At 61.8% G+C, this 23,408-nt stretch carries 17 protein-coding genes; 5 read left to right on the top strand and 12 right to left on the bottom strand.

Translation table 11 applies throughout. From position 1 onward, the window contains the following. Positions 1 to 69 precede the first annotated feature (69 nt). The gene (locus tag KUV72_RS11200; RefSeq protein ID WP_206938629.1) at positions 70 to 1,161 is read left to right on the top strand and encodes a bifunctional nicotinamide-nucleotide adenylyltransferase/Nudix hydroxylase; all 1,092 of its coding nucleotides are present in this window, start codon (positions 70 to 72) and stop codon (positions 1,159 to 1,161) included. 41 nt (positions 1,162 to 1,202) lie between these two features. Here KUV72_RS11200 and KUV72_RS11195 read toward each other — a convergent pair whose 3' ends face one another. The 7 genes from KUV72_RS11195 to KUV72_RS11165 form a co-directional block, all read right to left on the bottom strand. Next, entirely contained in the window at positions 1,203 to 2,120 is a 918-nt protein-coding gene (locus KUV72_RS11195) for a LysR substrate-binding domain-containing protein (protein WP_206938627.1), read from the bottom strand. Positions 2,121 to 2,356: 236 nt separating this feature from the next. Next, positions 2,357 to 3,790: a cardiolipin synthase gene (cls, locus tag KUV72_RS11190; RefSeq protein WP_206938625.1), complete on the bottom strand. Its 1,434-nt coding sequence runs from the start codon at positions 3,788 to 3,790 to the stop codon at positions 2,357 to 2,359. A gap of 184 nt (positions 3,791 to 3,974) precedes the next feature. Further along, a complete protein-coding gene (locus KUV72_RS11185) occupies positions 3,975 to 5,480 on the bottom strand; it encodes a fumarate hydratase (protein ID WP_222238426.1) in 1,506 nt (501 codons plus the stop codon). A gap of 141 nt (positions 5,481 to 5,621) precedes the next feature. Beyond that, on the bottom strand, positions 5,622 to 6,440 hold the full coding sequence (gene nei, locus KUV72_RS11180; protein ID WP_222238425.1) for an endonuclease VIII: 819 nt from the start codon (positions 6,438 to 6,440) through the stop codon (positions 5,622 to 5,624). A 131-nt stretch (positions 6,441 to 6,571) separates the two neighbouring features. Further along, positions 6,572 to 8,602: an excinuclease ABC subunit UvrB gene (gene uvrB / locus KUV72_RS11175; protein ID WP_222163842.1), complete on the bottom strand. Its 2,031-nt coding sequence runs from the start codon at positions 8,600 to 8,602 to the stop codon at positions 6,572 to 6,574. Positions 8,603 to 8,786: 184 nt separating this feature from the next. Continuing rightward, positions 8,787 to 9,194 (bottom strand): OsmC family protein, encoded by a 408-nt coding sequence (locus KUV72_RS11170; protein WP_206938617.1) that lies wholly within the window; start codon positions 9,192 to 9,194, stop codon positions 8,787 to 8,789. Next, positions 9,194 to 9,391 carry a hypothetical protein gene (locus tag KUV72_RS11165; RefSeq protein ID WP_206938615.1) on the bottom strand — a complete coding sequence of 66 codons (198 nt, stop codon included), beginning with the start codon at positions 9,389 to 9,391 and terminating at the stop codon, positions 9,194 to 9,196. The genes KUV72_RS11170 and KUV72_RS11165 overlap by 1 nt, the downstream gene beginning before the upstream one ends. A gap of 243 nt (positions 9,392 to 9,634) precedes the next feature. Here KUV72_RS11165 and KUV72_RS11160 point away from each other — a divergent pair, with 243 nt between their 5' ends. Next, entirely contained in the window at positions 9,635 to 10,663 is a 1,029-nt protein-coding gene (locus KUV72_RS11160; protein ID WP_222238424.1) for a YgfZ/GcvT domain-containing protein, read from the top strand. 28 nt (positions 10,664 to 10,691) lie between these two features. On the opposite strand, the gene KUV72_RS11155 is transcribed toward KUV72_RS11160, so the two are convergent. The 3 genes from KUV72_RS11155 to KUV72_RS11145 form a co-directional block, all read right to left on the bottom strand. Then, on the bottom strand, positions 10,692 to 11,471 hold the full coding sequence (locus KUV72_RS11155; protein ID WP_222238422.1) for a TatD family hydrolase: 780 nt from the start codon (positions 11,469 to 11,471) through the stop codon (positions 10,692 to 10,694). Position 11,472: 1 nt separating this feature from the next. Then, complete coding sequence (locus KUV72_RS11150) at positions 11,473 to 13,062, bottom strand: peptide chain release factor 3 (protein ID WP_206938603.1); 1,590 nt, start codon at positions 13,060 to 13,062, stop codon at positions 11,473 to 11,475. Positions 13,063 to 13,336: 274 nt separating this feature from the next. Continuing rightward, positions 13,337 to 14,245 (bottom strand): LysR family transcriptional regulator, encoded by a 909-nt coding sequence (locus KUV72_RS11145; RefSeq protein WP_206938601.1) that lies wholly within the window; start codon positions 14,243 to 14,245, stop codon positions 13,337 to 13,339. 273 nt (positions 14,246 to 14,518) lie between these two features. Between KUV72_RS11145 and KUV72_RS11140 the strand changes: the two genes are divergently transcribed. The 3 genes from KUV72_RS11140 (at position 14,519) to KUV72_RS11130 (ending at position 18,746) form a co-directional block, all read left to right on the top strand. After that, positions 14,519 to 15,493: a PDR/VanB family oxidoreductase gene (locus KUV72_RS11140; RefSeq protein WP_222238420.1), complete on the top strand. Its 975-nt coding sequence runs from the start codon at positions 14,519 to 14,521 to the stop codon at positions 15,491 to 15,493. Between the two features lie 78 nt (positions 15,494 to 15,571). Further along, positions 15,572 to 16,609, top strand: a complete 1,038-nt coding sequence (locus KUV72_RS11135) for an aromatic ring-hydroxylating dioxygenase subunit alpha (protein ID WP_222238419.1) — start codon at positions 15,572 to 15,574, stop codon at positions 16,607 to 16,609. 586 nt (positions 16,610 to 17,195) lie between these two features. Next, the gene (locus tag KUV72_RS11130) at positions 17,196 to 18,746 is read left to right on the top strand and encodes an alkaline phosphatase D family protein (protein ID WP_222238417.1); all 1,551 of its coding nucleotides are present in this window, start codon (positions 17,196 to 17,198) and stop codon (positions 18,744 to 18,746) included. Positions 18,747 to 18,885: 139 nt separating this feature from the next. On the opposite strand, the gene KUV72_RS11125 is transcribed toward KUV72_RS11130, so the two are convergent. Beyond that, positions 18,886 to 22,047 carry an efflux RND transporter permease subunit gene (locus KUV72_RS11125; RefSeq protein ID WP_315857884.1) on the bottom strand — a complete coding sequence of 1,054 codons (3,162 nt, stop codon included), beginning with the start codon at positions 22,045 to 22,047 and terminating at the stop codon, positions 18,886 to 18,888. After that, a complete protein-coding gene (locus KUV72_RS11120) occupies positions 22,044 to 23,390 on the bottom strand; it encodes an efflux RND transporter periplasmic adaptor subunit (protein WP_222238415.1) in 1,347 nt (448 codons plus the stop codon). The genes KUV72_RS11125 and KUV72_RS11120 overlap by 4 nt, the downstream gene beginning before the upstream one ends. Between the last annotated feature and the right edge of the window lie 18 nt (positions 23,391 to 23,408).

Below are 23,408 nucleotides of genomic sequence, written 5' to 3'. Positions count from 1 at the left end.
TCATGTAGGGGTTTGCGCGACCTGCCCCACCCCACCATAATGGCGGCGTCTGCGATACAGGAGTCGTTCATGCCCCCCGTCCCGGCCAGCCCATCGTCCCAGGCCAGCTTCGACTGCCTTGTCTTTATTGGCCGCTTTCAGCCGCCGCACCTGGGCCATCTCGCTGTGATCCGGGCGGCGCTGAAGCAGGCGCGCCAGGTGATCGTCCTGGTAGGGTCTGCCTGGCAGGCGCGATCTCTACGCAACCCCTGGCGCTTCGACGAGCGCCGCCAGATGTTACGTAGCGCCTTCGACGACGAGGACAATGCCCGACTCGAAATCGTGCCGTTGCTCGACGCACTGTACAACGACGACGTCTGGGTCCACGACGTGCAGCGCAAGGTGCGTGATCTGGCGCACCCCGAAAGCGCGCGACTGCCGCGAATCGGTCTGATCGGCGCAAGCAGAGGACAGTCAAGCTACTACCTGTCGCTGTTTCCCCAGTGGGAGTCCGTCAGCGTGCCGCTGGTAGAAGCGATCTCTGCCAGCCAGATTCGTGAGCGGCTGTTCCGCTCACAGGGCTCTGCAGTGGAATATCTCTCCACTAACGCCAGCCATGACCTTCCACCCGGTGTGGTTGAGCACGTCCATGAGTTCATGGACAGCAAACCCTACCGCCAGTTGGGAGAGGAACAACAGCTACTTGATCAATATCGCGCGGCCTGGGCACAGGCGCCCTATCCGCCGATCTTCGTCACCGTATGCGCCGTAGTGGTGCAGTCGGGTCATGTGCTGTTGGCAAGGCGCACCTCGGCCCCGGGCAAGGGCTTGTATGCCCTGCCAGGGGGATTTATCAGCGCCCAGGAGCGTTTGATGGATGCTTGTCTACGGGAGTTGCGGGAGCGCATCCGCTTGAAAGTGCCAGAGCCGGTGCTGAAGGGATCACTGAGGGGACAACGCCTGTTCGACGAGCCCCATCGCAGCTGGCGCGGCAGGACCCTGGCCGAGGCCTTCTATTTTGCGCTGCGCCCTGACCAGAACCTTCCTCGGATCAAACCCGTCAAGGGCGGAGATCATGCTCGCTGGGTACCGTTGGCCGAACTGGAGCCGGAGAGTCTGTTCGAAGATCACTTCTTCATCATTCAGAACTTTCTGGGCCTGCCTGCCGACCGGCGCTCCTGACCACGAGCGCTATCTCACCCACCACCGAGGCCTGGCCAGCATCAGGCCTCCAGGAAGTCCCGTGGCAGCTTCATCATCTGACGCCACAGCTTCTCGACGCCCGGCTTGTGCACCAGCGAACAGCGGTACAGGCGAATCTCCAGCGGGACATCCCATTTCTCACCGCCAGCCCTGACCACGGTGCCATTTTTCAGCTCCTGGCGCAGGCAGAAATCGGGAATCCATGCCATCCCTACCCCCTGCATCACCATAGCCTTCAAGCCCTCGGCCATCGCCGTCTCGTATACGGTGCGCAAGCGAAGCCGCAAGGGGTCATTCTTCAGCAGCATACGCACGCTGCGGCCAAGGAAGGCACCCTGGGTATAGGCCAGATAGGGCAGCGACGCATCGCCGTCAAGCGAGAAGCGTGGCTCGCCATTGGCGTCCGGCTGACACACCGGAATCATCTTGACGCTGCCGATCGAGAACGATGGGAAGACCTCCCCATCCAACTGCATGCTGGCATAGGGATCATAGTAGGCCAGCATCAAGTCGCAATTGCCTTCGCGCAGCACGTGAATGGCCTCCCCCACGTTCATCGCGACCAGTCGGGTGGGCAGCTCACCCAACCCCTTCTGCAGCCGGGAAATCCACTGCGGAAAGAAGCTGAGGGCCAGAGAGTGCGCGGCCACCACATCAAGCGCCTCATTGGCCATGGCCAGGCCACGCAGGTGGCCCAACGACTCATTGAGCTGCTCGACGATGTTGCGCGCCGTGACCAGAAACAGCTGCCCCTGGGGGGTCAGGTCGATCGGCGTGGTAGAGCGGTCTACCAGTGTGACCCCTACCGCCTGCTCAAGAGAGCGAATCCTGCGACTGAAAGCGGGCTGCGTGACGTGGCGTTGACGCGCTGAGGCCGAGAAGCTCCGAGTGTTGGACAGGGCAACGAAGTCCTCGAGCCATTTCGTTTCTAGATTCACCGGTACTCCTTGAACTGTTGCCCCGTCCAACGTCGCCCTCTTCGACTAACACTCTCGAGAGGGCAAATGACTGTGATGGATGCCAAAGCGGCTCAATGTACCCGAAACCAGGCCCATGCCCAAGCATCGTCCCGGACTTTGTGTCGGGACCGCCGCACTTTCACCGCTGCCGTACCTTGAAGCCGTGCCTTTAAGCCATAACTTGAAGCCATGCCTTGCTGCAACAAAACCGGCCCCTACTGCACCGGCGCCAACAGATACGCGGCTCGGGACACCAGCTTGCGCCACAGAGGACGTGCACGCATCTCCTCGAGCGTCACCTCACGGCAATTGGCGAAGTCCTGTTGCAGCATGGCTTCCACTTCACTGGCGAACCCGCGGTGAGGGACCAGTGCGGTGATCTCGAAATTCAGCCTGAAGGATCGATTATCGAGATTCACGGTGCCCACACTGGCGGCTTCGTCATCGATCAACATCACTTTCTGATGCAAAAAACCAGGTTGATAGCGGAACACTCGAATACCGGCCTTGATCATGTCCGGCAGAAAGGCAAAGGCCGACAGGAACACCAGCAGATGATCCGGACGCTCCGGCATCATGATACGTACATCGACGCCGCGCATGGCCGCCAGTCGTAGCGCCCCCTGCACCCCCTCGTCCGGCACGAAATAGGGGCTGGTCACCCACAGCCGATGATGCGCGCTGTGAATCTGATGCTGCACCATGAGGCTGGCCGTCTCCTGGGGATCGGCGGGACCAGAGGGCACGATCACCACCTGACGGTCACTGTCGTCAGTGGCGTCGTGATGATCGACAGCCGGCGCCCACGACAGGCTGAGCATGGTCCCCGTGGCCCAGTGCCAATCTTCCCAAAAGGCCTCCTGAAGACCCAGCACGCTGGGGCCGGTCAACTTGAGATGGGTATCTCGCCAGGCGCCGTGTCGGGGATTTTCTCCGAGGTACTCGACGCCGACATTGAGCCCTCCGAGCCAGCCCTCGCGGCCGTCCACCACCAGAATCTTGCGGTGATTGCGGAAATTCAGCTGGAAGCGGTGACGCCAGCCTCGCGATGAATGGAAGGCGCTGACGTTGATCCCAGCGTCGCGCAAGTCCCGCAGGTAACCCTCGCTTAATTGGCGACTACCGATCTCGTCATACAGGAAGTAGACCCGTACCTGACGCTCGGCGGCACGCATCAGGTGCTGCTGCAGGCGTCGCCCCAGGGCATCATCTCTGACAATGAAAAACTGGATGAGGATGTAGGAGCGAGCGGCATCGATACCCGCGAACAGGCTATCGAAGGTTTGCTCACCATCTATCAGTAGTTCGGTGCGGTTGCCGCTGGTCAACGGCATCATGGCCAGCTTCTCGACCGCCTTGACATCGGCATGGCTTGAACTGACCAGATAGGAGTCGAACCGATCTCGGTAGCGCAGCAACACCCGTCTCAGCAAGGTGTCGCGCTGCCCACGAGCGGATACGTAGCCGTAGAAGCGTGGACGCCCAAATACCCAGTAAGCGGGCAAGGCCAGATAGGGCATCGTCAGCAGCGAGATGATCCAGGCAATCGCGCCCTGGGAGGTACGGCTCGACATCAGCGCCATGACAGCGGAAATGGCGCCGCCGACATGTATCAAAAAGATGGCCACACCAATCAACCATGAGGTCATCGCGGGTCTCCGTCCATGTGACAAGGCACCGTATTGCATCCTCGTGCCGGCACCAGCATACCGGTAACGACGACGGCCCCGCCAGGTGGCGGAGCCGTCGTATCTCGTCAGCGCGTGAGCCGCGCATCGCCAGAGGCGACGTTGGGATCACGCCACTGCCTCCCCGGCCGTCGTAGCGGCAGGGTCACACCGCTTCGGCGATGATTTCCTTCCACTTGGCCGGGCCGGTCTGATGCACCGACGTGCCCTGGCTGTCCACGGCCACGGTCACTGGCATGTCTTCCACTTCAAACTCGTAGATGGCTTCCATGCCAAGGTCTTCAAAGCCCACCACGCGGGATGCCTTGATCGCCTGGGACACCAGGTAAGCGGCGCCGCCAACGGCCATCAGGTACACCGCCTGATTATCGCGAATGGCATCGATCGCAAGCTGTCCCCGCTCGGCCTTGCCGACCATGCCCAGCAGGCCAGTCTGCTCAAGCATGGTGCGGGTGAACTTGTCCATGCGGGTCGCGGTTGTCGGTCCTGCAGGTCCGACGACCTCATCACCCACCGGATCCACCGGCCCGACGTAGTAGATGAAGCGCCCCTTCAGATCCACGGGCAGGCTTTCGCCCTTGGCCAGCATATCGACCATGCGCTTGTGAGCCGCATCGCGCCCGGTCAACAGCTTGCCGTTCAGCAGCAACGTATCCCCCGGCTGCCAGCTCTGGACGTCCTCGGCGGTCACCTCATCGAGATTCACGCGCTTGACGTTGGCCCCCGCCTCGCGAGTGATCTCGGGCCAGTCCTCAAGCTTGGGCGCCTTGAGCGCAGCAGGCCCGGAACCATCCAGGGTGAAATGGGCATGACGAGTGGCGGCGCAGTTGGGGATGATCGCCACCGGCTTGTTGGCCGCGTGGGTCGGGTAATCCTTGACCTTGATGTCCAGCACCGTGGTCAGTCCACCCAGACCTTGGGCGCCGATACCACTCTTGTTGACCTTGTCGAACAACTCCAGACGCAGCTCCTCGGCGCGGCTGGACGCTCCGCGGGCCTGAAGATCCTGAATATCGATCGGATCCAGCAGCGCTTCCTTGGCAAGCTCCATGGCCTTTTCAGCGGTCCCGCCGATACCAATACCCAGCATGCCCGGCGGGCACCAGCCAGCCCCCATCTTGGGCAACTGCTCCATGACCCAGTCCACCACGGAATCGGACGGGTTGAGCATGGCGAACTTGGACTTGGCCTCGCTGCCGCCGCCCTTGGCCGCGACGTGGACTTCTACCTTGTCACCCGGTACCAGCTTGTGGTGGATGACCGCGGGGGTGTTGTCCTTGGTGTTCTGGCGCTTGCCATCAGGATCAGCCAGAACCGAAGCGCGCAGCACGTTGTCAGGGAAGTTGTAGGCACGACGCACGCCCTCGTTGATCATGTCGTCGAGGCTCATGTCCGCTTCGAAGCGCACATTCATGCCGACGTGGACGAACACGGTCACGATCCCGGTGTCCTGGCAGATCGGGCGGTGCCCCATGGCACACATGCGCGAGTTGATCAGGATCTGGGCGATGGCATCCTTCGCTGCCGGGTTCTCCTCACGCTCGTAGGCGGCCGCCATGGCGTCGATGAAGTCCTTCGGGTGATAGTAGGAGATGTACTGGAGGGCATCGGCGACACTCGTGATGAGGTCGTCCTGGCGAATCACGGTCATGGCAGACTCCTTGGCTGGGTCGGTACGCCCGCTCTCTTGGCCACGCGGAGGCGGCACGGCAGGCTTGCGAGGGGCGCTAGTGTAGCGCAATGCGCTGCGCTAGGCAGCCACTCCCCGACCCAGACTGGCGTGAAAGACGGTTCAGCGCTGGCAGCGCGGGCAGTGATACAGCCGACGCGAGGCCATGCTGATGCGTTCTATCTCGCCGCCGCAGGCGTGGCATGGCTTGCCATCCCGCTCGAACACCGCAAACCGCCACCCCCGCCGCGTGGCTCCCTGCTGCCGGGCCAAAGACACCCACTCAGCGCGATTGGTCACGCCCGCCTGCCGGTAGGCCTGCTGCGTGATGTCAAGGATCGTGCGCGCCAGTTGCTGGCGCTCTTGAGTCGACAGATCCCGGGGGCGCCGCCCCGGAGCGACGCCGGCGAAGAACAGGATCTCTGAGCGAAGATAGTTGCCGATACCGGCCAGCAGCCCCTGGTCAAGCAGACTATTTCCCAGCGCCCGACCGCGCCACTGCGGGGCGTCGAGACGCTCTTCGATATCCTCAGGACTGACCTGGTGGGTCAGCAGATCTGGCCCCAATCGCCTAAGAAACGGGTGATCGGCTAGTGCATCGTGCTGCCACAGGGAGACATCAGATGCACTATAGAGACTGGCGGCGTGCTGCCCTGCGGCCAGCGATACCCGCAGCGAACGCCGGGTAGACGGGGGACGATCACGCCGGTGCAGCTTCCACACACCGTACAATTGGTTGTGTGAATACAGCGTTCGTTGATCGTCAAAGTGAATCAGCAGCGCCTTGCCCCAGCAGTCCACCGATGACACCTTGCGCCCTATCAGCGACGACGCCTGGACCTGAAGTTCAGAGAACGAAAACCATACATGATCGAGCCGGCGACCTTGCAACTGCTGTCCCAACCGGTCGGCGACGCGTCGAATCTCGGGACCTTCTGGCATTCTGCCTCCTGTCAGACACCGGGGGCGGCAACCATTGGCCATCAAGCGAATCGTGAGGGGCGCTACCTGCCAACGGCAGGCGACAGCGTCGCCTCATCCCTCGCCATCATGCCGGCCCCGCAGGCTGCGACCTACATCGCCCCCAGGGCAAGCTGACGCTCGCGTAACTCGTGCAAGCGATCGCGTAAACGCGCAGCCTCTTCGAATTCTAGGTTGGCGGCGGCCTCGCTCATGGCGTCCTCGACCCGAGTCATTTCCTTGCGCAATTCATCTCCCGACAGGCTGGACACGTCGTAGGTGGCTTCTGGCTCGGCCACCTTGCGATCCTTGCCCCGCCCCTTGCTCTTGCGGCTACCGGGAGCCTGGGCAGCCTCCAGAATATCGGCCACGGAGCGCGTGACCGTCTGGGGTGTGATGCCGTGCTCCTCGTTGTGGGCCATCTGCTTGGCGCGACGACGCTCGGTCTCGTCGATGGTCTTGCGCATCGAGTCAGTGATGCGATCGCCATAGAGGATGGCCTTGCCGTTGGCGTTACGCGCGGCTCGTCCGACCGTCTGAATCAGCGAACGCTCGGCACGCAGGAAGCCTTCCTTGTCCGCATCCAGAATGGCAACCAGAGACACCTCTGGTATGTCGAGGCCTTCTCGCAGCAGGTTGATGCCCACCAGCACATCGAACTTGCCTAGTCGCAGATCACGAATGATCTCGACCCGTTCGACCGTATCGATGTCGGAATGCAGGTAGCGAACCTTGACGTCATGTTCGTCCAGATACTCCGTCAGATCTTCTGCCATGCGCTTGGTCAGGGTCGTGACCAGCACCCTTTCACCGACGCCGGTACGCAACCGAATTTCGGACAGCAGATCATCCACCTGGGTCGACGCCGGCCTGACCTCGATCTGTGGATCCAGCAGTCCGGTGGGTCGAACCACCTGCTCGACGACCTGTCCGGCGTGTTCGGCCTCGTAAGGGCCGGGCGTTGCGGACACGAAGATCGTCTGAGGGCAGATCCGCTCCCACTCCTCGAAGGTCATGGGACGGTTGTCCAACGCCGAGGGCAGTCGGAAGCCATACTCCACCAGGGTTTCCTTGCGCGAGCGGTCACCCCGATACATGCCTCCTACCTGGGGCACGCTAACGTGGGATTCATCAATGAACAGCAGTGCATCGGACGGCAGATAGTCGAAGAAGGTGGGCGGCGGCTCACCGGGATTCCTTCCAGACAGGTAGCGGGAATAGTTCTCGATGCCGTTGCAGTAGCCCAACTCAAGCATCATCTCGATATCGTAGAGCGTGCGCTGCTCCAGGCGCTGAGCCTCGACCAGTCGATCTTCCTTACGCAGGAAGGCCAGACGCTCCACCAGCTCTTCCTTGATCCGGTCCACCGCCGCCAGGATGGTTTCCCTGGGGGTCACGTAGTGGCTCTTGGGATAGATGGTCATGCGCGGGACCTTGCCACGCACTTCGCCGGTCAACGGATCAAACAGGCTGATCGAGTCGATCTCGTCATCGAACAGCTCGACCCGGACCGCCTCGTCTTCGGCATCCGCCGGGAAGATATCGATGACATCGCCTCTCACCCGGTAGGTACCGCGCTTGAAGTCCATGTCGTTACGGGTGTACTGAAGTTCCGCCAGACGCCGCAGGAACCCCCGCTGGTCGATCAACTCGCCACGAGTGAAGTGCAGGCGCATCTTCAGGTACTGATCCGGGTCCCCAAGGCCATAAATCGCCGAGACCGAGACGACGATCAACGCATCACGGCGCTCCAGCAGTGCCTTGGTGGCGGACAGACGCATCTGCTCGATATGATCGTTGATCGAGGCGTCCTTCTCGATGAAGGTGTCCGACGATGGCACGTAGGCTTCAGGCTGATAATAGTCGTAGTAAGAGACGAAATACTCGACCGCGTTATCGGGGAAAAATGCCTTGAACTCGCCGTAAAGCTGGGCGGCCAACGTCTTGTTGGGTGCCATGACGATCGTCGGCCGCTGGAGCCGCTCGACGATGTTGGCCATGGTGAAGGTCTTGCCTGAGCCGGTAACCCCCAGCAGGGTCTGGTGGGCCAGGCCTGCATCGAGACCACCGACCAACCCGGAGATGGCGTTGGGCTGGTCGCCGGCGGGCTTGAACTTGGATGAAAGACGGAACGACTTGCTCATCGTGACTCCTGCAGAGGGATATTCAACAGGTCGGGGCGAAGCGACCATCCTTCAAGCCCCACCACCATCGCCACATCTCCGACACTAGCTACACACCATCGCTGCCACGACCAACGTGCCGTAAAGCGGTGCAACGAAAGCCAGGGTGCGGCGGAAGCCAGGCAATAGCGGCGCCCTGACGCGCTCACTCTGCCAGGGTGCGCGTGGTGATTTCGACCGTGGAGCTGGTCATCAGCCGATGAATGGGACACTTGTGGCTGATCTCTTCCAGCCGTGCCTGCATCTGAGCGTCGGCAATTCCGTGAAACGTCATCGCCACATCGAGCCGGTAGATCCCCTTGCGTTCATCACGCTCATCGCGGGTGACCACCACGCTGACCCCCTCCAGGGGCCATTCCTTGCGGCGAGCGTACATCTGGGCGGTGATAGCCTTGCAAGCGCCTAACGACAGGTCGAAGTAGTCGTGTGGGTCCGGTGCCAGGCCGTCTCCGCCATAGGGCACCGGAACGTCGACCAGAATGTCGTCGAAGCTCTCGATGGAAACGCGCTGCCTCAGCTTGCCGTCTTTCTCGGTGGTGACATGGATGGTCATCACTTCACCTCGATGCCGAGCTTGAGGCGCTTGATCGCCTCAATCAGTGCCTCTCGACGCGCTCTCCCCTCCACCTCGGCCCCGTGCCGACCGACTTCTACGCTGTCGACACCATCAAGCATCATCAGCGCGGTGGTGATCTGGTTGACCTGCTCGGCGCTATCCACGCCCTTAAACTCAAGAGAATATTGAGCCATCGAATATCACTTCCTGAACGCTGTGGACGAACCCGAAAGCTTAGCATGGGCAGCCATGACTGACAGCGGCGCAATCGTCCGGCCTCGACCGTTCGAGTGCAGGAAGGGACAAGACGGCGTCCCGACAGGCGGCGTTCGCGTGCTTGCAAAACGCTGGGGCCGCCCTCACATTGCACGCATGCGCATAACTTGCATGATGCTCACATGCTGCGCCCACTTCTTACCGCCGGACAGGACGGTCTCATGACGGATTGGATCACCGCGCTAGGCGGTCATATCAGCGGCCCGGATCAGGTCGAGTTTACTACCCCCGACGGGCCTCGACAGGCCCTCGACGGCACCGTGGTCACACCGCTGGTGCACCTGGGTGCTCTGGACATCACCGGCGCCGATGCCAGCGCTTTTCTGCAAGGGCAGACCAGTGCCCAGGTCCAGCATGCCAACGGCGACTTCGCGCCATTGACATGCTTCTGCACACCCAAGGGACGTATGCTCGCCAATGGCCAGCTCATTCAGGTGGCGCCAGACCACTATCGCCTGCTGATGCATCGCAGCCTGATCACCCCAATGGCCAACCATCTTGGCAAGTTTGCTGCCTTCTACAAGGTATCCCTCCAGCAACGGAATGATCTGGCCATGATCGGCCTAATCGGGCAGGAGGCCGCCGCGCTGGCAGAGGTCGACTGTGACCTTAAAGCGCCAGCCGTATGGCATCAGGCCACCCAGGACACCTTGATGGTACTGGCGCACCCGGGCCAACGGGATCGCTACGTCATCATGCTCCAGGAGGAAGATGCCAGGTCCCTGCTCAAGCGCTTGGCGCAGCAATGCAGCATTGTCGGCAATGACGTCTGGCGACTGTCGGATATTCAGGCGGGGCTGCATTTCATTGACGCCAACCAGCAGGACAGCTTCTTGCCCCAGATGCTCAACTGGGAGGGGCTGGCCGGCATCAGCTTCAAGAAAGGCTGCTACACCGGACAGGAGGTCGTCGCCCGAGCGCACTTCCGTGGCCAGGTAAAGAAGCGTCTCTACCGGGCCCAGCTTGAAGGCACTCAATTACCGGCTGCAGGCTCCGACGTGCTGGATGCAGAAGGAAAGCGACAGGGTGAGGTCGTCGCAAGCGCCTTGGACGCCTACGCACAGGTAGAGGTGTTGGCCGTCCTCAACACCAAGGCGGAGGAGATGGCGCTTGAGGCCGAGGGCCAGAAGTGCAAGTTGCTGCATTTGCCCTATGCGGTGGAACGGCTTGATCCAGAGACGCTGGTCTAGGTCTCAGAACGATACAGCGAGGCTGCCATCATCCGGGTGGCAGCCGAAACACCCTGCGGGCGTTAGCGCTGCTGCAGTCTGCCACCCGCTCGATGGTCTGCCGTCGCAGCTCGGCTACGCAGTCGCATACCTGGGCCACCCTGGCAGGCTCGTTGCGCTGCCCCTGATGGCCGCATAGCGGCATGTCTGGACTGTCGCTCTCCAGCAGGAAACCGTCATCAGGTAGCGAGACGACGGCCCGCCTCAGCCTCGCCGCGCGCGGATAGGTCACCGCTCCCCCCAGGCCCACCACGAAACCAAGGTCCAGAAACCGGCTCGCCTGCTGCGCGGACCCGGAAAAGGCATGAATGACGCCACCGGCCGGCAGCGCCAGCTGACGCAGCCGCTTGGCCACCTCGTCATTGGCCCGCACGCAATGCACCACCACCGGCAAGTCGCGCTCCTTGGCCAGCGCCAGCTGGGCATCGAACAGTCGCCACTGCTGCTCGAGGGTGTCGCCAAAGCGGGCATCGATACCGCATTCACCCAGGGCGACACACTCGGGATGCTGATCCAGGGCTCGTGCCAGCGCCGCCAGATCGTCGTCACCGCCGCTCAGGTGATGATGGGCAAGAAACACCGGGTGCAACCCCAGGCAAACATGCACACGGTCATGATGGCTCTGCTGCAGGGTTGCCTGCCATCCTTGGCGATGGGTGCCCGCCACCACCAGTTGATCGACGCCGGCGTGACGCGCCCTGGCCAGGACAGCGTCACGATCGGGATCAAATGCCGCGTTGTCCAGATGACAATGGGCGTCGATCAACATGTCAGTGCTCGCGGGTCTCGCGGAATCGAATGTCCGGCCAGCGCTCCTGGGTCATCTGCAGGTTGACCCGGGTCGGCGCGATATAGGTGAGATAACCACCGCCATCGATGGCCAGGTTGGCACTGGCCTTGCGCTTGAATTCCTCAAGCATCTTGGCATCGTCGCAGTAGACCCAGCGCGCCGTATTGACGTTCACGCCCTCGTAGATGCAATCGACCTTGTACTCTTCCTTCAGGCGATGGGCGACCACATCGAACTGCAGGGTACCCACCGCGCCAAGGATCAGGTCATTGTTGTCCACCGGCATGAACACCTGGGTCGCCCCCTCTTCCGACAGCTGCTGCAGGCCTTTCTGCAGGGCCTTCATCTTCAGCGGATCCTTCAGCCGCACGCGCTTGAACAGCTCAGGTGCGAAGTGCGGAATCCCGGTGAAGCGCATATCCTCACCTTGCGTGAAGGTATCGCCGATCTGAATCGTGCCGTGATTGTGCAGACCGATGATGTCACCCGGCCAGGCCTCTTCCACATGCGCACGGTCTGCCGCCATGAAGGTCAGGGCGTCGGCAATCTTGACGTCCTTCTTGATACGCACGTGGCGCATCTTCATGTTCTTCTCGTACTTGCCCGAGCATACCCGCAGGAAGGCAATGCGATCGCGGTGGTTGGGATCCATGTTGGCCTGGATCTTGAACACGAACCCAGTGAAGCGCTCGTCTTCAGCGGGCACCTCGCGCACATCGGTCTCCCGCGATTGGGGCGGCGGCGCGTACTCGACAAAGCCATCGAGCATCTCGCGCACACCAAAGTTACCCATCGCTGTACCAAAGTACACCGGCGTCAGCTCCCCACGGCGGTACGCCTCAAGGTCGAACGTATGGGAAGCACCGCGCACCAGCTCTACCTCCATGCGCAGTTCTTCAGCCACATCTTCCCCGAGCACGGCGTCGACCTCGGGGCTGTCCAATCCCTCGATGCGCTTGTCATCGGGGATTCGGTTGCCCTGCCCCTGGGTGTAGAGGTGAATGACATCATTGTAGAGGTGATAGACGCCCTTGAACTGGCGCCCCATCCCGATCGGCCAGGTCATGGGCGCGCACTGGATGTTCAGCACGGTCTCGACCTCATCCATCACCTCGATGGGATCACGGATATCGCGGTCCATCTTGTTGACGAAGGTCAGGATCGGGGTGGTACGCAGGCGGCAGACCTCCATCAGCTTGATGGTGCGATCCTCGACCCCCTTGGCGCCATCGATGACCATCAGGGCAGAGTCCACCGCGGTCAGGGTGCGATAGGTATCTTCAGAGAAGTCTTCGTGCCCGGGAGTGTCGAGCAGGTTGACCATGCGTCCGCCATAGGGGAACTGCATGACCGAGGTCGTCACCGAGATCCCCCGCTCCTGCTCCATTTTCATCCAGTCCGAGGTGGCATGACGATCATCACGCTTGCTCTTCACCGACCCCGCCATCTGGATGGCATTTCCGAACAGCAGCATTTTTTCGGTAATGGTGGTCTTACCCGCATCCGGGTGACTGATGATGGCAAAGGTACGCCGAAGCCCGGTTTCCTGGGCCTGCTTGGGGTTGGACATGAAGACTTACGCCTGCTTGCTCGTCGAGTGGGGACACGGGCACTTAGGCGCCGTGTGCAAAGTCGCCATGATACCGCGACGAGGCCCCTGCCTGCATCCACCCAGACAGGACATCCGCTGTGGTTGCCTCCTCAGCCTGGGCCCAGGACGACCTGCTGACCCGGCTCACCGTCGATGAAACCCAACGGCTCAGTCCCGTTTCTCTGAATGTTTCCTCCGAAACGTCGATAAGCCTGAATGTAAGCGATGAGCGCAGGCACTTTTCAGACGAGCCCTAGGCCAGACTCTCCTCTATATGCTCCGCCAGATAGTCAATAAACACGCGTACCTTGGGTGGCAGCCCACTACGACTGGGAAACACCGCGTGGAATTCCAGCGTCGGGCCACGCCAGGACGGCAGTACGGCCTCCAGGGCCCCTTCCGCGAGATGGGGCCTGGCCATCAGCGAGGTCCCAAAATAGATCCCATGCCCCCCAAGAGCAGTGTTCAGCGCCGACAGCGGTTCATTGGAGACCAGCGCAGGCCTTAGCTGCACACGCAGGGCTTCATGCTCCGGCTGCCATAGCTGCCACACCACCCGCTCTCTCTCGGGATTGGGCGACTGGGCAAGCGTTACGTGGTTGACCAGTTCGTCCGGATGACGGGGCCGTCCATGACGGTCCAGGTACGTGGGGCTTGCGTACAGCCGCATCACCGCTTCGCCCAGTTTACGAAAGCGATAGCCCCCCTGCTCCACCGGCCCCACATGAAGCGCGATATCCGTTCCCTCGGCAAGCAGGTCCACCGCGGTATCGTTCAAGGTCAGTTGCAGGCGGATATCTGGATACTGCTGCAGAAAACCTCCCAACAACGGCGCCAGGTACTGAGAACCAAAGGTGTAGAGCGACGCCACCTTCAGCACACCACTCGGGGTCGACTGCAGCTGGCCCACGGCCAGCTGTGCATCTTCGACTTCCCGCCGCATGGCCACACAGTGTTGATAGAACACCGCGCCGGCCTCGGTCAGGTGCATACGCCGAGTGGTGCGCTCCAGCAGCCGTATCCCCAGGTTGCGTTCCAGCTCCCTCAACTTGCGACTCAAGGTGCTGGAGGGTATTCCCAGCCGCTCAGAGGCTTGCCCGAAGCTTCCTAGATCCACGATGCAGGCGAACCACAGCATGCTGTTGGCATTCGGGTAGGTCATGACGCTCGCTTCCTTGTTCCATGGACACCCACGATTAGAGCCGATCCTGGCTATCGTCACCTTGCTCAGCGCCAGCAAAACCGTCGCTCAGCTGACGCCTTGTCTCCTGCGGGGCTCTTAAGGGCTCTCTTAAGGGCTCTCTTGAGGGCTATCTCAGGCACGACTCCAGCCACTATCCCATCGACGACATTATTTTCTCCAATATCCGCGTTTTTCTCGTGGTCGGGGCTACCTACAGTGGAGTCAGCCGTGATGCCAAGATAGGAAACAATAATGCCAACCGCAGAGACTCGCCTCACACTGACCGTACGCCGGATTCGCCAGCTGACCCCCACCATCAAAGCCTTCGAGCTGGTATCCCCTGACGGCCAGGCGCTGCCAGCCTTCACTCCCGGCGCACACCTGAAAGTAGAGGTCCAGCTAGCTGACGGCAGCCGGGATGAGCGTGCCTACTCCCTGGTCAATAGCCAGGACCCCACCTCTCACTACGAGATTGCCGTACAGCTGGAGCCGGAAAGCCGCGGCGGTTCCGCCTACATGCATGGTTTGAAGGAAGGTGTCACTGTTGGCGCATCCTGTCCACGCAACGACTTCCCTCTGGCACAGGATGGCACGCACCACGTCCTGATCGCCGGCGGCATCGGTATCACCCCCATACTCTCGATGGCCGCACAGTTGCAGGCACAGGGCGCTTCTTATGAGATGCATGTCGGCGCTCGAGCGCCAGGGCTTATGGCCTATCGAGCACATATCGAAAGCCTGTGCGGACAGCATGCTCACCTGTGCTTCGACGGTGGAGACCCGAGCAAAGGCCTGCAGCTCGCTACCCTGATGGGCCCCCCAGCCCCAGGCAAGCACGTCTATGTCTGTGGCCCTCGCGGACTGATCGACGCCGTCATTGCAACGGCCAAGGCCAACGGTTGGGAAGCGGAGCAGGTGCATTTTGAACTGTTTGCGAGTACCGCACAGCAGACAGGTGACACCGGCTTCCAGGTTGAACTGACCGAATCCGGCATGACCCTCGAGGTGCCGCCGGACAAGACCATTCTGGAAGTGATGATCGCCGCCGGCCTGGACCCCTTGTACGACTGCAATCGCGGTGAGTGCGGGGTCTGCGCGGTGGACGTCATCGACGGCACCCCAGAGCACCGCGACTACTGCCTGAGCGAAGAAGACCACGAGTCAAATAGTTCCATGTGCATCTGCGTATCGCGATCCACGACCCCCAGTCTGTCACTCAAAGCGTAACCCCCTTGATCCATTGATAGCCCCGTCGAGTAGATAACACCGAAAAACACGACCGAATAACAAGAGAGGAGAAACACCATGGCTCAATTCATTCGCAATGCCTGGTACGTCGCCGCCTGGAGCGAAGAAGTGCAGCGCAAGCTACTGCCACGCACCATTCTCAATGAACCCGTGGTCATGTATCGCCGCGAGAACGGCGAACCCGCCGCCCTTCTCGACAGCTGCCCTCACAAGCTGGCGCCGCTATCGTTGGGCGAGTTGAAAGGCGACGAGGTCGAATGTGGTTACCACGGCATGATGTTCGACTGCACAGGCAAGTGTTCGCGCATCCCTGGACAGCCCAATATTCCGCCCAGCGCCAAGGTGCGAGCCTTCCCGGTCGTGGAACGTTACAACGCCGTATGGATCTGGATGGGTGAACCAGAGCTTGCCGACCCCTCGCAGATTGTGGAGGTGCCCCACTACGGTGAAGACGGCTGGGGACTGGTGGATGGCCAGTATCTGCACTTCAAGTCGAACTATCTGAACATCACCGACAACCTGGTGGATCCAGCCCATACGACCTATGTGCACAAGCGTACCATCGGTGGTGCCAGCGCCAGCGACGTCAGCGTCAAGGTAGAACAGGGCGACAGCCACGTACTGGCCTACCGCTGGATAAAGGATGAGCCGCCGGTACCGCTGTTTGAAAAGATGGGTAACTTCAAGGGGAATACCGACCGCTGGCAGTACTATTACCTGCACATGCCGTCGGTGTCCTACGTCGATTTCGGCGGCATCGATACCGGCGTCGAACCTACCGAGGACAACAAGGACAAGGGACTACGCTCCTACAGCTTCAATTTCCTGACGCCTGAAACCGACTCGACCACCCACTACTTCTGGCTGCACGTGCGCAACTATCACCCCACCAACGACGACGTCGATCGCGACGTGGAGCACTTGATGACCCTCACCTTCAACGAGGACCTCGACATTCTTGAGGAAATTCAGAAGGAACAGGATCGTACCGGCATTCGTGAGCGGGTCCGTCTGGGTATCGACAACGCCCCTGCCAGAATCCGCAAGATGGTCGAGCGCCGGGTCGCGGCAGAACAACCCACCGAGTCTGCCTGATCCTTCATCGCTGCCATGGCGCCCGCTCACGGGCGCTTACACCCACCAGCGCCACCCGGGAGCCTCGTCTGCCGGGTGGCGCCGGCCGTTAGCGCCTGCACGCAAGCCTCCTTCGAAAGCCACCCTCTAAAGCCACCGACTAACGGTACTGTCATCGCCACGGGCACCAGACACCGTAGTGACATATCTCTGCGATCAGTTTGTCACGCGCCGGCACGACACTATTTCCCGTCGTCAGCGCTCGGTTTGACCCACTTCACGCTATCCAGGCCACGCTATCCACGCCTGGCCACGCCTGGCTGTGCGACCAATCAGTGAGCAGCACAGAGGGGCAAAACAGAAGTGCTCTGAGCTGCAACGCTTAAGACGGGTTGCCGCCTCAGGTCGCCACCCTGATACGCAACCGATTGCCCACGCCAGGCACCTGATCTGGGAAGTCGACAACGTCTCTTGATAGTCCCTATCGGTAGTTTCTCTCGATAGCCCCTATCGAAAGCCCCTGTCGATAGCCCCTGTCGATAGACCCTGTCGCGACCTCTGCCCGCTGACGACAGCATCCCCCGGACCGTATGACAAGGAGAGCCCCATGTTTACCACACGACGCCAGTTTCTCGGCCTAGGCCTCAAGGCCGGGGCGGGACTAGGATTGATGACCGCGGCCCCAGGCATTGTGCTTGCCGAGGCACGCCGCCCCCTGCTGACCTCAGGCGTGATGACCGGCGATGTTACCCAGGACCGCGCCATTCTCTGGTCCCGTGTAGACCGTCCCGCCCAGATGCTGGTGGAGATCGCGGACAACCCGACATTCGCCAACGCCCGCACGTTACAGGGTCCTACCGCCCTGCCCACCAGTGGCCTGACCACGAAGCTGGATATCACCGGGCTGGGCGACATGGAAGAAGTGCATTACCGCGTGCGCTACGCAGCGCTCGGCGATGCCCGAGCCCTGAGCGAGCCCACGGTGGGCCGATTGGTCATGCCAGGCCAGCGCGCACGCTCGGTGCGCTTCGTGTGGTCCGGGGATACCGTCGGTCAGGGCTGGGGCATCGATGAGTCACGGGGCGGCATGCGCATCTACGACACCATGCTCAAGCAGTCTCCGGACTTCTTCCTGCACTCCGGGGACACTATCTACGCCGACGGCCCGCTCGAGGAAACGGTCAATCTGGAAGACGGTAGCATCTGGCGCAATCGCATGACCGAAGCCAAGAGCAAGGTTGCCGAGACCCTGGAAGAGTACCGCGGCCAGTATGTCTACAACCTGCTGGATGACAACCTGAAGCGCTTCAATGCCCAGGTGCCGATGTTTGCCCAATGGGATGATCACGAGACGGTCAACAACTGGTACCCCGGGGAAATCCTTGATGATCCCCGCTACAGCGAAAAGAACGTCTCCCTGCTGGCGGCACGAGCGCGTCGTGCCTTCCTGGAACACATGCCGATTCGTCAGCGGCCAGAAGCCCCGGAGATGATCCGCCGGCGTTTCCACTATGGGCCAGAGCTCGAGATGTTCATGCTCGACATGCGCACCCATCGCGCCGCCAACAGCACCAATCAGCAGGCCGCCACGGACCCGGCATCGGCCTTGATGGGGCAGCGCCAAGTGGATGAGCTGATCGAGGCATTGAAGGCGTCCACCGCCACCTGGAAGATCATTGCCTCCGACATGCCAGTAGGCCTGGTGGTCGGTGATGGCGACAACTTTGAAGCGGTCGCCAACGCAGATGACGGGTTGCCGTCCGGCCGTGAGCATGAGATCGCGCGTTTGCTCAAGGCCATCGCCGACCACCGCATTACCAATGTGGTCTGGCTGACCGCCGACGTGCACTATACCGCCGCTCACCATTACGCACCGGAGCGCGCCAGCTTCAAGCACTTCACCCCGTTCTGGGAGTTCGTCAGCGGACCGCTTCACGCAGGCACCTTTGGCCCCAACACACTGGACGGCACCTTCGGGCCGCAAGTGGTGTTCCAGAAGGCCCCCGCCGATGGTCGCGTCAACCTGCCGCCAAGCGAGGGGTACCAGTTCTTCGGCCAGGTCGACCTGGACGGTGACAGCCTGGCCCTGACCGTTACCCTCAAGGACGTGGAAGGCGCCACCCTGCATCAGCAAGTCCTGACACCTGAGACGGCATAAGTCGCTGGATCAGCCCACCTTTCAGGCGCGCAGAGCAGGCGCCTGATGAGACTGCGGGCAGGTGATGCTGGAATCGATCTCCTGCCCGCTTGCTGGACGTGCACCTGCCGTCTGCTGCCTTATCCTGGCGTATGCAGCATCAAGGTTCCTGTGGCTGATCTGGCGATGGCTGCCCTGGCGATCTGTGGCGGCGGGCATAGAGCCACTCTCTCAGGTGCTCAAGGTAGCTGAGCAGCACTGGAATCACCGCCAGTACCAGCAAGGTCGACACCCCAAGGCCAAAGGCGATCGTGACCGCCATGGGAATCAGGAACTGGGCCTGAAGCGATGTCTCGAACAGCAGTGGCGTCAAGCCGCCGATGGTCGTCAGTGAGGTCAGGAAGACCGCGCGAACCCGCTGCACCACCGCCTCGTTCAACGCCGCGTCGATGCCAAGCCCTTTTTCTCGCTGAATGCGATAGAACGCGACCAGAATGATGGCGTTGTTGACGACAATGCCGGACAGTCCAAACAGGCCGAAGATCGACAGGATCGTCAGGTCGAGCCCCATGAACCAGTGACCCAGCAGCGCACCGGTCAGCGCCAGCGGAATCGTTGCCATCACGATCAGGGGCAGGCTCCAGGACGCGAACACCCAGGTCAGCACTACGTACATGAGGCCAAGACCGATGATCAGCCCGGTCTGCATATCCGCAAAGGTCTCCCGCTGGTCCGCGGCCAAGCCCTCGTAGCTGTAGCGCAGGTGGTAGCGTTCAGACAGCGCCGGGAGCACCGACGCCTCAAGCGCCGCAATCACTTCCTCGGTGTTGGTGACTTCGCTGTCGAGATCGGCCCCTACCTCGATGGCCAACTGACCATCCGCATGCCTCAGCGCCTCGAAACCCTGCCGGTGCTTCAGCGTCATGACCTGGTCCAGGGGCACCAGACGTCCATCATCAACCCGAATCATCAGCCGCGGTAGCGTTGCCAGGTGATCACGCTGCTGCTTCGGCAACAGCACCCTGACTTCGATTTCATCGGCACCGTCCTGATAGGTCTGAACCAGCACCCCGTCGAAGGCAGCCCGCAGCTGATCCCCCAGCTCCCGTGTCGAAAGGCCCAGGGCCTGGCCATAGTCGTTGACGGAGTAGATCAGCTGCTCGCGCCCCCAGGGCATGTCATCCTCGGGCTCCAGCACGCCGGGTATCTGTTCCAGGCTCAGCGCCAGCGACTCGGCCGCGCGCTTGAGCTCCTCGGCAGATTCACCGGTCAGGCGGACGTTGACGTCCTTGCCGGGCGGACCACTGGTCTGCTCGACGATGGTCAGGGTATCCAGCCCAGGACGTTCTGTTAGCCGTTCACGCCAGGCACGAATGAAGGCCAGGTTGCGCACATCTCGCTGATCCGATGGCACCAGCTCCACCAGAATGCTGCCGACGTTATCCCCCGTACGACCGCTACCGTCCACCGCAAGGGTGCTGCCAATGCGCACTACGGCGTGTTTGACCAGATCCCCGCCGAGCGCTTGCTCGGTGTCGTCGAGGGCGTCGACCATGTCCTCCAGATATTCCTCCACCTGATCCCTCGCGGTACCCGTCACAAAGCTGAGGTTGGCATACAGCACACTGGGTTCCGGGGCGGGAAAGAAGTTGAAGGCGAGGCGTCCCCCTGCCAGCAGACCAATCGTGAGTATCACCAGGGCGATGGCGGCAGAGAGGGTCACCGCCCGATGGCGCAGCGTCGTCTGGGAGAAGCGCCGAAACGGCCCCTCTCGAAAACGGTCGAAGCCACGATCGAACCGAGCCCTAAGGCGGTTAAGCCACCCCCCGCCAGCCTTCTCGGCAGTCACGCCAAAGGCATTTCGAAGATGGGCCGGGAGCACCACGAAGCACTCCAGCAGCGAGGCTACCAGAACGCAGATCATGACCACCGGGATATCGCGCAGGATATTGCCGATGATGCCCCCCACCATCAGCAGTGGCATGAAGGCTGCGACGGTGGTCAGGGATGATGCGACCACCGGCCATAACATGCGGTTAGCGGCCCCCGATGAGGCCAGGCGCGCGGGTTCACCGGCCCGGAAGTGGGCATCAGCGTCCTCACCGACGACGATGGCATCATCCACGATCACCCCCAGCGCCATGATCAACGCAAACAGTGACATCATGTTGACGGATCCACCGATCAGCCAGAACACGGCCATGGCGCCAAGAAACGCCGTCGGAATGCCAATGGCGACCCACAGGGCCACCCTGGCGGGAAGAAACAGGTAGAGCAGGCCCAGGACCAGTATCAGGCCGCCCAGACCATTGTTGATCAACAGCCCAATACGTTCGGAGAGGAACTGCCAGCTCTCATCGTAGACATCCAGCTTGATGCTCTGGGGCAGATTGGGCCGAGTGGTGTCCAGCCATTGCTGCAGCGTGGTGGCGGCCTCCAGCGAGTTGCCGCTCTCGGAGCGCTGCAGCACCAGCTCGATCGCAGGTCGCCCTGCATACTGCATGGCCATCTGCCGGGGACGATCTTCCTGACGGATAAAGGCGATATCTCCCAGTGCCAGGCGCACGCGCTGTCCGCCACGCACCGCGATATCGGCAAACTCCTGGGCATCACGGCGCTGCTGCACCGCACGTAATTCCCGCTCGCCGTCCTGGCTGCCGAGAAGTCCCGCCGGCAGGTCAACGGACATGCCATCAAGGCGCTGGGCCACCTCCGGCAGCGTCAAGTCAAGCTGCCCTAGACGCTCCACGGGCACCTGCACACTGATCTGCTGCTCAGGCATGCCATCGAGGACCACCCGATCGATACCCGCCGCCAGCAGCTCGTCCTCGAAGCGCCTTGCCAGGCTCCGCAGCGCCTGCGCATCCACGTCACCAGATACCAGCAGGCGGGCGACCGGTTCATACTCCTTGGCCCGGGCCACCCGGGGCTCTTCTGCAGCACTCGGCAAGTTATCGAAGCCGTCGACCTGCTCGCGTACATCGTCCAGCGCCAGCACCGGGTCGGTCCCCTCGTAGAACTCCAGTGTTATGCTCGACACCCCCTGGGCGGAGGTCGACGTCATTCGCTTGAGTCCATCAAGGTTGCGCAGCCGCTGTTCCAGCGGGATCGTGATGCCCTGCTCGACGTCCTCGGCCGAGGCACCGGTGTAGACCGTCTGTACCGACACGATGTCCAGGGCAAAGTCCGGAAAGAACTGGATGTTCATCCGGCTCAGCCCAAGCACCCCACCCATCAGCATGACCACCATCACCAGGTTGGCGGCGACCCGATGACGAGTGAAGAAACCGATGACACCCGAGGACCGTGGGTCGTTGCTCACGGCTCGTCCTCCTCGATGGATGCGGTGTCGGCGACCGTGGCCGTGTCGGTGGTACTCTGCTCCTGTGACGGAGTCTGGGTCTGAGATGAACGCCGGGCTGGCGGATGGGAGGTTGATTCGGACTCACGGGAAGACAGATCCGTCACCCGCAGTCCTTCGATGGCATTGGGCAGGTGAGTCGTGGCCAAGCGTTGCCCATCGGCCAGGCCCTCACCGCTGATGATCATCCAGGAGCCACCGCCTGGCCCCGGCGCTTCGCCGTGCCGGGTCACGCTGATGGGGACCAGGCGGCCTTGCTCGATCACATAGACACGGTCCGCCCCATACACGGCGCTGAACGGGATCAAGGCGCTGTCAGCAACCGCCGGACGCTCGACGAACAGCGACACCAATGCGCCGGGACGCAGACGTGGCGTCGACGGCAGCGCCTCGAAGATGGCTTCCGTGCCGGCAGGATCACCCTGACCGGACAAGGCCCGTAGCCGATAGCGTCCCCCTTCGTCGTCAAAGGCGTAGACGTCGACGCCCTGGTCGAGACCTGTCATCAACTCCGCCTGCACACCACGAGGCACTCTCGCCCGCACCTCGAGGCCAGCAAGAGGTATCAATTCGAGCAACGGGTCTCCATCGCGGACACGGTCCCCAGGGGCAATCTGGACCTGACTGACTATCCCCGCAAAGGGTGCCTGGACCCTGGCCCGCCTGGCGTCTCGACGCGCCTCCGACAAGGCAGCCTGTGCCTGGCGTCGCTGTGCTTCCAGGCTGGCCAGCCTGGCCGGATGACCGTCAAGCTCGCCTTGACGACTCACCAGAGTGACCTGAGCGCGGGCAATGTCATTTTCATCGGCGTCCAGCTCAGCACGGGAGGCCAGGTTTCGGTTGACCAGGGATCGCATGCGTTCAAGCTGGCTTCTGGCATTGTTCAGCAGCTCCTGCTCCCGAGCCAGCGCCTTGCCGTCGCTGTCGAAGCGAACCTGCTCGGCCTCCACCTCCGCGTCCAGTCGCGCCACCTCAGACTCCGCCCGCGCCACCACCGGGTCGACATCCTCGTCAGCCAGCGCCACCAGCAGGTCACCCTCGGCCACGTGTTCGCCCTCGCGCACAGGGCGCTCGGCGATATGCCCATCCAGGGAGGCCATCAGCTCGACCCGGTCGGGCGCGACCACTTCTCCATACAGCGCCAGTCTGGGCGTGTGGCGCCCCAGAGAGAGCGTCATTGCCGATACTGGCCATTCCCGCTCTGCAACGGTCACCGGCGGCGGCGTCGGCCGGGTCGCCTTGAGCAGCAGAAATCCTCCGACCCCGAGCCCCAGAATCAACAGCGGTAACAGTCGCTTCAACATGTACATCCAGTCCCTTGT

The organism is Halomonas sp. DP4Y7-1, from assembly GCF_019800705.1.
GTDB classification, from domain to species: Bacteria; Pseudomonadota; Gammaproteobacteria; order Pseudomonadales; family Halomonadaceae; genus Halomonas; species Halomonas litopenaei_A.
The sequence above is the reverse complement of the archived record's forward strand: the minus strand, read 5'-3'. Positions and strand labels throughout refer to the sequence as shown.